Origin of the sequence: Arthrobacter sp. 35/47, from assembly GCF_000520475.1 — a bacterium.
Lineage (GTDB): Bacteria > Actinomycetota > Actinomycetes > Actinomycetales > Micrococcaceae > Arthrobacter_D > Arthrobacter_D subterraneus.
In genome coordinates, this window is sequence record NZ_KI914616.1 from 40982 (window position 1) to 51307 (window position 10326).

The following is a 10326-nucleotide window of genomic DNA, read 5'->3' on the forward strand; positions in this document are numbered from 1 at the left end:
GAGCTGCCGCAACGGCGGGGTCATGCCAGTCGATGACCACCGACGTATCGAGAAGGCCCCGTGTGGCGGTCACAGGCTCTGATCAATCTGTTGGTCGAGATCAGCGCGAAACTGATGCCGGTCAATCCGGACGCCCGATCCCGCGAGGGCCGCTAATTCATTGCGGGGAACGAACACGCGTCGGCCGGCCCTGACCGGTACCAGCTCGGCGACGGGTTCGCCATTGCGCGTGATGATGAAAGTTTCGCCGGCCCGGACAGCGTCGATCACTTTCGCGTTGTCGTTGCGCAGTTCCCGTTGAGCAATGGTTTTCATGGGATAAGTATAGTGTTTTTGCTACAGCGGACTACGGTCGTCGCACTATGTGTCCCCCCCCATTGACGGGTAACCTCCACAAGCGCATAATCCTAACTGTGTTAGGAAATCCTACTCGCGATAGGTTGGCCGAACGGCGGAAAGCTTCCCGCCGGGAAATCGTGAATGCTGCCTGGTCAATCGCGCGCGAGGATGGGCTGGCCGCCGTGACCCTGCGGGAGGTTGCGGCACGCGTGGGGATGCGGGCGCCGTCGCTGTATACCCACTTCGAATCCCGGAACGCGATCTTCGATGCGATGTTTGCGCAGGCCTGGCGGGACCTCATCGAGCACATGGAGGCGGGCATCCGCGAGGCCTCCATGCTGTCCCTGCGCGACTTCCTGAAGTGGAACTCACGCACCTTCTTCGAGTTCTGCGTGAGTGATCCGCCCCGGGCGCAACTCATGAACCAGCGGACCATCCCCGGTTTCGAGCCGACCCCTGAGTCCTACGCTCCGTCGGTCGCTGCGTGGGAACGCTTCCGCGAGGAACTCGCCCCGTACGGGGTCACCCGGACCGAAGACATCGATCTCTACACCGCGCTGCTGGGCGGGCTCATCGACGCCCAACTGGCCAACGACCCCGGCGGCAACCGCTGGGAGAAATTGCTGGACCGCGCCGTCGACATGTACGTCGACGGACTGGACCTTCCCTGACCACTCTTCTTCCACAAGGAAAAGCCATGACCATTTCCACCGCACCGGCCGGCACGCGGAAACACCCCCGCCGGCCCGCACTGGACCACAGCACTGCCATGCGGCTGGCACGCGACGAATACGCACGGGTGGCTGACGCCGTCGTCGGGCTTTCGCCGGACCAGTGGACGCTGCCCACCGACTGCCCGGACTGGGACGTCCGCGCCATGGTGGCGCACATCTGCGGGATGGCCGCGATGGCAGCCACACCGTGGGAGACCAACCGGCAGATGAATGCCGCCAAGAAGATCGTGGCGCGCACGGGCGTCGAAGGGATTGACGCGCTCACCGGCCTGCAGGTGGCCGAGCGGGCGGACAGGACGCCGGAGCAACTCACCGCTGAGCTGCGCTCGATCGGGCCGAAAGCGGCAGGTGGCCGTCGCCGCATACCGCCCTTCATCCGCAAGCTGCGGATGCCCGAGGAGCAGTCGCTGGAGGGCGTGTCGGAATGGTGGACTATCGGATACCTGACGGACATCGTCCTCACCCGGGACCCGTGGATGCACCGCGTCGACCTCAGCCGCGCCACCGGCTCGGACATGGTCCTCACCGCAGAGCACGACGGTGTGCTGATCGACGACGTGGTCCGTGAGTGGGCGGGTCGGCACGGACAGCCCTACCGGTTGCGGCTGACCGGCCCGGCGGGCGGGACCTGGAGCGAGGGCGACGGCGGTCCTGAGCTTGAGCTCGATGCGGTCGAGTTCTGCCGACTCCTGTCCGGGCGGGCGCCTCGGTCATCATTCACGAGGGAGGGCCTGTTGCGGACTTTCGTACCGTTCTAAGTCCAACCCTGAAAACCTGTTGGCAGTTTGGCGGCCGGCTGGAACACTTACGGCATGCCGGATTCCTCCCCGCTTCACAGTGATCCTCCTTCGAGGGCCGCCGTCTTTGTCGATTTCGACAACGTGTATACGGGGTTGAAAGCGCTGGACCCGGCGTCGGCGGAGCGTTTCGCCACCGATCCGGGTCACTGGATCAAGGCAATCGCGGAGGCGGCGGACGGCAACGAGGGCCGGAGCGCGCGCCGGTTCCTCATCCGTAATTGCTACCTGAACCCCGCGATCTACTCGAAGTACCGCTCCTTCTGGACCCGTGCCGGATTTCGGGTGATCGACTGCCCATCGCTGACCCAGCAGGGAAAGAGCAGCACGGACATCAACCTGGTGCTCGATGCCGTGGATGTCCTCGCCGGTGCGTCGCACATCGAGGAGTTCTTCATTGCCTCCGCGGACGCGGACTTCACGTCCCTCGTGCAGCGGTTCCGGGCGGCGGACCGGCGCACCACCGTGATTGTCGCGGGAGCCGTTGCGGCAGCGTACCGGGAGATGGCGGACGCGGTCATCCAGTCCTACGAGTTCGTGTCGATGCTCGACGCGTCCACGGCGGCACAAAGTGGTCCGGCGAGCCAACCGGCGCCTCCCGCCAGTTCCGTCCCCAGCAAGCTTTCGCACAAGTCCGCCGAAGAAGCCGTTCGGAGCTTCGTCAAGCACGCTCCGGGTCCCGTGGCGGGCGCGATCGTCGCTCACCGGGCGACGGCAGTTGAGCCGCTTCTCGCCAACGATTGGGACGGGCACGGGAAGTTCGGCACCTGGATCTCGCAGCTCGGTGGAGGGATCGAATACTCGGCGACGCCGCAGCCCGGCTGGGTGTGGGACTCGCGGCGGTTCTCCCAGTCTGACCTGCCTCGCGCCGCGGAATCTCCGGCGCCCCGGATCGGCCAGCAGGTCTGCAGGGTGACGGATGCGCCCGAACTGTCCACCGTGCAGTACCGGCAGCTCTTCACGTCGATGGCGGCTCTCGCCTCCGAATCCACCAACCGGAATGAGCTGGCGAAAATGGTGCGGGATGCGTGTGTTGAGGCAGGCACTCCGGTTTCCCGGTCCGCGGTGAACTTTGTGATTCAGGGGCTGGTCTCGGCCAAGACTCCGCTCACGGGCGGTGCGAGTGCGGCCAGCCTCGCCGCCGTGTGGGTACGCAACGTGGAGACCATGTGCCGCATTGCTGGCATGCAGCTTGACGCGAAGGAGACCGCGGCGCTGAGGGAGTGGGCCGGTGGTGGGCTGGCGACGTCGACCTAAACATCACCGCGCTTTCATTCCATGAATCAGCCCCGGCCGGGGGCGAGGGTACGCAGACCGGCGCTCGCCGCGGCGGTGAGTAGTTCGCCGTCGTATGCCACGAGCGTGTCCGCCTGTAACCGAATGGCAGCCGCGAGGTGAATCGCATCCGCGCTTCTCAGCCCACCTGCGAGCGCGGCCGCGTATAACAGGTCAGCGCGTGTGACATCGACAAGGCTGATTGAGTTCACCACCGAGTTCACCAGTTCCGGGGCCAGCCGCGCGCGTCGTCGAGCAGCGCAGTGAAGCTCCGTGTACAGGAGCATGGAGGAGATGAGCCGGTCGCCCCGGGCAGCGGCTGCCGTCAATTCCTCCGCGAGCGGCGCTGACTCGGTTTCCTCGATGAGCAGCTTGAGCGCAGCAGAGGTGTCAACGTAGACAATCATCGGTCGCCACGGAGATCCGCAAGGACATCCGCGGAGTTCTCACCCTGCTGAACACGCGGAATCGCGCGGAAGTCCACGGCGCCGGTACCAGCCGGCCGGACGTTTCCAGACAACAGCAGTTGTTCAAACGGGGACAGCGACGGCGGAATGAGCGTTGCTGCGGCCTCGCCGTTATTTGTCACAGTGATGGTTTCACCAGCTCGGACCCGTTCGAGGATTTTGCTGCTCGAATTCCGGAGCTCCCGGTGCGGAATTGTGGTCATAACTGCCTCCCGTAGCAACTGTAGCACTACGGGTTGTTCGTGGAAACGGCTCAACCGGCAGTGGCAGACCCAGCGCTCGCCAACAGCCGCTCCGCCGCAAAACTCCACTCGATGCGTTCCTGTTCGAGGCGGACGTTGCCGCGTTTCCGGAGCTCCTCCAGGACCTGCTCCTCGGCAGGCAGGAGATGGCTGAACACCCCGGTAGACGGCACGGGTTCCTCAACCCACAGATCCTGATACGCCTCCAGCGTTTCCAGATCCATCAGGACCGTCGAAACGTCGGCGCACAACGACCGCACCCGATTCAGGATTGCAAAGCCATGGGAGTCCAGGTCGCCCCAGTAGACCACCCGGCCATCGCGGGCCCACGGGATGCGGTCCAGCCGGTCCACGGCATAGCCGGAGCCATGAAGGACCACCGAACCGGGGACCGGCGGCATGGCGATCACCGATTCAAGGTTTTCAAACACGAAGACGGTCCGCGGCTGGATCTGCAGCGCCGCAAGTTCCTCCACCGGTACCGAGACATCCACCAGCCCGCCTGGACTCAGGGCCGGGTCCAGGAACCGAACCCGCACCAGCACCGGCGGCGCACCCAGGCCGAGCGAACCATGCCCCGTCACTGAGGCGAAGAGCTTCTCCACCAGGCCACGATGCGCCGACACCCACTTGGTGTCCACGCCCCGCACCGGAAGCTGCCGGATGTACAGGCCGGAGTGCGGGTTTGCTTCGAGCCAGTGCAGCACCTGCAGCAGCCGGTTGAAGTCTGCGTCGCCCAGCTCCGCAATCCGACGGGCGCTGCGGCGCACGGCATCGGCCAATGCATCTGACGGAAAGGCGGCAAGCAGGGTTTCGGCGCGCGCGCTGATCCGCGACCAGTGCTGGGCAAACCGGGCAAACCGGGCCACCTCGCCGGCACCGTTCAACCGAAGCCGCTCCGGTACCTGCTGAGCACCAAGGCTCGCCCAACGGCGCGTGCCCCACACCACCGCGTCTCCCAGCCCCGCTTCCCGCCAGGACCGAACCCACGCGATGGCCTCCCCCTGGCCGGCAAGCGCAGCCTGCTCAGTGGGCGGATGCAGCGGGAAGTCGACGACGGCGGCACCACCACCCACCGCCCACTCACCGAAACTGCGCTCATACTTGCCGGCCGCCGTCGTGCGCGCCTGCTCCACGCTGACCCACGGTCTTCCCACACCAGCCATCAGTCGCTGTGCCGTTCCGGACCCATCAGGCGCCAGATCCGTCCGCAGGTTCGCCGGCTGCTTCTGCCAGTTCGCCGTCGCCGATGGACACGACGCCCACCCGGGAATCCCGGAAGTCCCGGCACACCACCAGCGCTATCCCGCCGACGTAATCCTCCAGCGTCTGCAGCAGCTTCAGGGGAGTGGCCAGCACCATGTGGAAGCCGAACTCGAGGAACACGTTCATGGCCATCCGGGTGAACGCGCTGTCCGCCTTGTCGAACGCCTCATCCAGGATCACCGTGCCGTATCCCGGAATGTCATCCTCATCCTCGGCCAGCTGGTACCGCAGCGCCGCGGCCAGGCAGAAGATCACCAGCTTCTGCCGCTGCCCGCCGGAAAGACCCGCACTGGAATCGTGGATGTTGACGGTGGTGCCCGCCTCATCCAGCTCCATGCCGGTGAAGCGGACGTGCTGGCGCGTGTCCAGGACCTGCCGCTGCCACGCACGGTCTCCGGCCTCGCTCGACGACAGCCGCGTCATGAGCCGGTTCATCACGTCGAACTTCTGCTCGGCAGCCTCGCGGCTTTCTTCGGCCCAGGACCCGGCGGAGATGGTCTGGAGATCCTGCATGAATTTGGTCTTGGCGTCGGAATTGTTGTCCTTGACCATGATCTTCAGGTAGCGGCCCTGATCGAAGGGGGAGCGGCGCAGCGACCGGTTCACCGGGTCGATCCGCTCCCGGATCTGCCCGGGTGCTCGGCGGATCTCGTTCGCCAGCTGTCCGACATTCCGCTGCGCCTGGCTTTCCAGCAGGTCAAAGAACTTCTGCTCGAAGTCCGGCAGCCGGTCCGCGCGCAGCTTTCCGAGGATGTCGAGGAATCCGCCGCGGTCCATGATCTCCGCGGTGAGGTCGCCCGCCACCGCCCGCCAGGAGGCAACGAACGCAAACTGGATCGCAGTGATTGACTGCTCCGCAGCCTGGACGGCTTTGCGGGCAGCGTTCTCCTCCTCGGTCAGCGCCCCGCTGACCCGAAGTGCGACGCCGTCGATTTCCGCATGCGTGATGCTGCGGCGGACGCCGTGGAACCGCTGCTCCAGCTCATCCGCATCAGCGTCGTCGACCGGGGTTCGCGCTTCGGCGGTGAGTTCGGTGATGACCCGGTCCAGTTCCTTCAGCCGGCTGTGCTCCTCGGCGACCACAGTGCGCTTGGCGGTCTCATGTTCCTTCGCGGCACGCAGCCGTTCTGCTGCGTTCTGCTGGTCCTTTTCGGCGAGCCGGAGGTCGCTGCTGGCTGCCCGCAGGCTTTCGAGGCGCTGGAGCTGCAGGCGGCGGTGCTCCTCCGCCGCCGCCACATCCACGTCATCCCAGCTGCGATGCCGCAGCGATTCCAAGGCGCGGACGCGGTCCAACGCAGCCTCGCGCATCCGCTCGGCCTTCTGGACCTCCCGGTTCGCCACCTCCAGGTCCCGGACCGTGTCCTGCAACAGGCGGATCAGGTGCTCGACCTTGGCTTCGTTGTCGAAGCCAAGAATCCAGAACTCGCGGTCGTCGAGCCGGTGTCGGTCGTCCTTCTCGTAGCGGGTACGGGAACGCTTGACCTGCCCGGCCAGCGTGACGCCCTTTTCCAACGGCTTCAAGTCAGCGGGGTCTTCCACGCACTCATAGTCATAGAGCCGGGACAGCTGGCTGTGGATCCAGGCCGCCATGGCGCCCTCACGGACCTCAAGCTTGTGGATCAGCGAGCGGTCGGACCGGGCGGTGCGCGGCTCCTCCACGCGAGGCCCCACCACCTCAACCACCATCCGCGTCCCCAGATCCATGCTGTTCATCGCCGCGGAGACGGCAGTTTCATGGACGGATGGAACCAGCATGATGGTAGCCAGCGGTTTCAGGACGCGTTCCAGCGCGCCGGTCCACGTGGCTTCACCGATCTTGACCTGCAGCAGCTCCGCCACGAACGGCAGGCTCGAGGTGGGAAGTCCGGTGGCCTGCGCGATCTTCTGCCTTGCCTGCAGGTTGCGCCGGTCCATGTTGGAGGACTGCTGGCGGAGTGCGCGGATGTCACCCGTAAGCGCGTCGCGTCGGCGACCCAAGTCGGTCCGGGCGCTCCGGAGCTCGTCGAGCTGCTTGTCGCCCCTGGCCCGCGCTGATTCCAGCTCGGCGCGCTCCTGCTCGGCGGCGGAGCGCAACTCCTCAAACTCGGGCAGCGAGGCCGGGAAGGTGATGCCCACCGAGCCCAGTTCCTGCTCAAGGTCAGCCTGCCGGCGTCGTACTTCCTGTTCCTTCGCTTCGGCGAGGGAGACCCATTCACGCTGCTGTGCCAGCGCCTCGCCGCCGCTGCTCTCAACCTGGGTGCGGGCCAGCGCGTGAGCCTGCTCTGCCTCCTCGATGGCGGACGCTGCCAGGTTCAGTTCTGCCTGCGCGATCTTCAGCCCGTGCTCGGCCGTTTCCTTCTCCTGCACGGCCAGCCGCAGCTTCCAAGCGTCTTTGAAGGGTTCAAGGGCATGCCGCAGCCGGGCCGCGTGCTCGATGACGCCGGTGCCCTCCTCATACTGCCGGCACAGCGGCACCAGCGGCTGAAGGTGCTCAACCTGCCTCCGGGCGTCCACCACCAGACGGTGCGCCTCGGCAAGCTCGGAGAACTGTTCGACGGCGGTTTTAGCCAGTCGGAAGGTCGCCGGCTCATCGAGCATGAAGTTGCGGAAGAGCTCATCGAGATTGCCCAGGCTCTTGGCCGACTGGGTCTTGTGCAGCAGCAGCAGCGCGTTGTCACTGGCGATGCCGAGGACGCTGCGGAACCTGCGCGCAAAGCTGGAGTGCTGGTCCGTGACGATTCCCGCTTCGGGCCAGGCGGCCTTGATCCGGCGGGGCTCCAGGCCGTTGCGTGCGAACTCCTGGAAGTCCGGGAGGGAGGCGTCCTCCTGCAGCAGGATGTGCAGCTCGCTGACCTCGGAGGGTGAATTGCTGCCGCGCTTGAGGTGGTACAGCTTGACCAGGATCACCGGGTTTTCGCTGCGGCCATCTCGGTAGCGCAGCAGGATGCCGCTCCAGGTGGCACCCGGTCGGAGGTGGTCGCTGGCCACCTCGCCGGTGACCTCATCGGCCTGCCTGCGCCAGGCGCCGCGGATGTAGCTGACTATCGAGCGGTCTTCCCCGCGGCTGGAGGCATCCTGTGCTGCGGCGTTGAACCGCAGCCACTTCCGGGGAGTCAGCACGGCGGCGATGCCGTCCAGGAGGGAAGACTTTCCGGAACCCGAGTGGCCCGTGATGAGGAAACCTTCCCTCGCCACGTCCACCGTGTGGTGGCCCTGGAACGTCCCCCAGTTCACCAGCTCCACGCCGTCCAGGCGCCACTGTCCGGGGAGCGTGCGCTCAGATGCGGCGGCATCGTCCTGGGGAGCGGTGCCGGCCTCGAACTCGAGGCCGGGCAGGGTTTCCGTGCTCATGCTGTGCCGTCCTCTTCGTCAGTTGCGGCGTCCTCGGCCGGAGTGTCGGCGTCGCCGGTACCGCGGGAGGCTTCGGAGTCCTCGGCGTCGCCGGTACCGCGGGCCGCGAGCCTGCGGTACTCGGCCTGGACGGCGGCAATCTCATCCGCGCCGAAAATCAGTCGCAGCACGGGGGAGACCTCGAAGCGGTCTTCGGTACTGGTGGCCGCGAGGATGCCGTACGTGACCATCTTCTGCCAGGAGGAGTTGATCCGTTTGGCGAATCCCGCCGGATCCGAGTCCGTCGCCCCTCGGTAGACCTGCAGCTGGTCCGCAACCTCGTCCTTTCCGACAATTACCCGCTCCCGGCCGTCACCGTGCAGCAGCTGCTGGCGCAGATGCAGCAGCATGGCCGTATCCATGAACGTCAGGGGGTGGCTGCGCATCACCTTGGGAGCATCCGTATCCGGGACGCGGACGTTACGTGCGAAAGCGAGCTGACTCTCGACGTCGACCACCAGTTCGAGGTAGGCGTCCGCGAGGCGCGACCGGATCTCCGGTTCGTCATTGAGCAGGGCGGCCCACAGATGGCCGTGCCGTTCGGCGGAGAGGAACGGTCCGCGCAGCAGCTGCACCAGAGCGCGGCGGGAGGCATCGCGCAGGGTACCGGTATCGCCGTCCCAGAGCGCGGTGTTGTCCGGCCGGCGTTCCGGGCCCGCCTCCATGCCGTGGTGGAGACTGGTTTCAGTGGAAGCGGTCATGACACCTTCCGGGTGAAGAGGTAATGGGGAACCACGCCATGCCGGGCCACGCCCTGCGAGGACTTCCAGCTCACCGGCTCCTCGCCGCTGAGCTCGCGGGCCTGGTTCTCAGCGAGGACCAACAGACCGACGACGCTGGCTACTCCCTGTGTGGCCGGATGCTCCTCCAGTATTTCAGCTATGGTGACGGCACCGCGGCACTCCAGCACGTCATTGACGTTGGAGATCAGTTCTTTCATGTCGATCTCCGAGGCGCGGGCGAGCTCCCGGAGCTCCCGCAGGTCCACCGGCGCCGCGTCCTGGGTCTCGATGCTTCCAACGGTTTCCGAATCTGCCGGGTTATGGAGGCTGAACGCTGCAACGGTGCCGAGCGGCACAGAGGTTAGGTCGAGATTCAAACCCGTCTGCTGCCACACCCTGACGCTGCTGCTCAGCTCAACACCTTCCTTGAGGGTGGACCGCAGGAGGGAGTTGATCCGCCGGTCCTCCTCCAGCTCCTGGCTCTGAACAAAACGCCGCAGGCTACGGGAGAGGTGCGTCATGACGTCATGGACCTCCCCGCTGAGATCCTGCAGGGTGGGGAGCATACGGCGCAGGAAGCGGGTCTGACGGGGCGTCAGCTCACCGGCGAAGTCTCGGTCCAGCACCCTGCCCACTGATTCCTCGAACTCGGTGCTCTGTTCCGGGTCGAGAATCAGGGAGAAGAAGCCGTTGAAGCTGCGCCCGGCGTCGGACTCGGAGAGGTGGTCCACACCGCGGAAGATGTCCTCCAGCACCGTGCCCCGCGATCCCTCCTGGCTGATGAGGCGCTCGCGGAGCTGCCGGTTGATCGCCTCCAGTTCACCGCGGACCCGGGCGAAGTCGCTCGGCAGCTCATCGGCGAGCAGCAGCAATTCGGTGGCGCGTTCCAGTGCACGGTCCGTGCTGAGCACCTCGAAGTTTCCGGCCTGGACCCGCTCGATATCGGCGGTGAGACGGTCCTGCTCCGCCCGCAGTGCTTCAAGCCGGGACGCCGAGCTGGGGTCGGTGTCCCGGGCCAGCTGCCGCAGCGCGGTGAAAATGCTGGACAGGCGGGATTCCGTCACCGCCTGGCGCGGCTCGGCGAGCTGGGTGACAAACTGGATGGCCATGAGCGC

General features: G+C 66.1%; 10 protein-coding genes. 3 read left to right on the plus strand and 7 right to left on the minus strand.

The genetic code is table 11. The annotated features are described in order from the left end of the window. Positions 1–69: 69 nt before the first annotated feature. Positions 70–315 carry a type II toxin-antitoxin system Phd/YefM family antitoxin gene (locus tag X803_RS0113505; RefSeq protein WP_026545538.1) on the minus strand — a complete coding sequence of 82 codons (246 nt, stop codon included), beginning with the start codon at positions 313–315 and terminating at the stop codon, positions 70–72. A 161-nt stretch (positions 316–476) separates the two neighbouring features. On the opposite strand from X803_RS0113505, the gene X803_RS20065 reads away from it, so the two are divergent. Genes X803_RS20065 through X803_RS0113520 form a run of 3 tightly spaced genes read left to right on the plus strand, consistent with a single transcriptional unit; the run spans position 477 to position 3127 of the window. Next, positions 477–1010, plus strand: a complete 534-nt coding sequence (locus X803_RS20065; RefSeq protein ID WP_162149235.1) for a TetR/AcrR family transcriptional regulator — start codon at positions 477–479, stop codon at positions 1008–1010. Positions 1011–1036: 26 nt separating this feature from the next. Continuing rightward, on the plus strand, positions 1037–1831 hold the full coding sequence (locus X803_RS21145; RefSeq protein WP_216699066.1) for a maleylpyruvate isomerase family mycothiol-dependent enzyme: 795 nt from the start codon (positions 1037–1039) through the stop codon (positions 1829–1831). 54 nt (positions 1832–1885) lie between these two features. After that, positions 1886–3127, plus strand: a complete 1242-nt coding sequence (locus X803_RS0113520) for an NYN domain-containing protein (protein ID WP_026545539.1) — start codon at positions 1886–1888, stop codon at positions 3125–3127. A 26-nt stretch (positions 3128–3153) separates the two neighbouring features. Here the strand turns inward: X803_RS0113520 and X803_RS0113525 are convergent, their stop codons facing one another. The 6 genes from X803_RS0113525 to X803_RS20085 form a co-directional block, all read right to left on the minus strand. Next, on the minus strand, positions 3154–3552 hold the full coding sequence (locus X803_RS0113525; protein WP_026545540.1) for a type II toxin-antitoxin system VapC family toxin: 399 nt from the start codon (positions 3550–3552) through the stop codon (positions 3154–3156). Next, a complete protein-coding gene (locus tag X803_RS0113530; RefSeq protein ID WP_026545541.1) occupies positions 3549–3815 on the minus strand; it encodes a type II toxin-antitoxin system Phd/YefM family antitoxin in 267 nt (88 codons plus the stop codon). The genes X803_RS0113525 and X803_RS0113530 overlap by 4 nt, the downstream gene beginning before the upstream one ends. A 50-nt stretch (positions 3816–3865) precedes the next feature. Then, positions 3866–4990 carry a Wadjet anti-phage system protein JetD domain-containing protein gene (locus tag X803_RS0113535; RefSeq protein WP_026545542.1) on the minus strand — a complete coding sequence of 375 codons (1125 nt, stop codon included), beginning with the start codon at positions 4988–4990 and terminating at the stop codon, positions 3866–3868. Between the two features lie 55 nt (positions 4991–5045). Further along, positions 5046–8450 (minus strand): ATP-binding protein, encoded by a 3405-nt coding sequence (locus X803_RS20075; protein WP_051470763.1) that lies wholly within the window; start codon positions 8448–8450, stop codon positions 5046–5048. Further along, the gene (locus X803_RS20080; RefSeq protein ID WP_253907477.1) at positions 8447–9190 is read right to left on the minus strand and encodes a DUF4194 domain-containing protein; all 744 of its coding nucleotides are present in this window, start codon (positions 9188–9190) and stop codon (positions 8447–8449) included. Before X803_RS20080 ends, X803_RS20075 begins: the two co-directional genes overlap by 4 nt. Further along, positions 9187–10326, minus strand: a 1140-nt coding sequence (locus X803_RS20085; RefSeq protein WP_035779119.1) for a DUF3375 domain-containing protein, incomplete at its 5' end; no start/stop codon positions are given. The genes X803_RS20080 and X803_RS20085, both read right to left, overlap by 4 nt.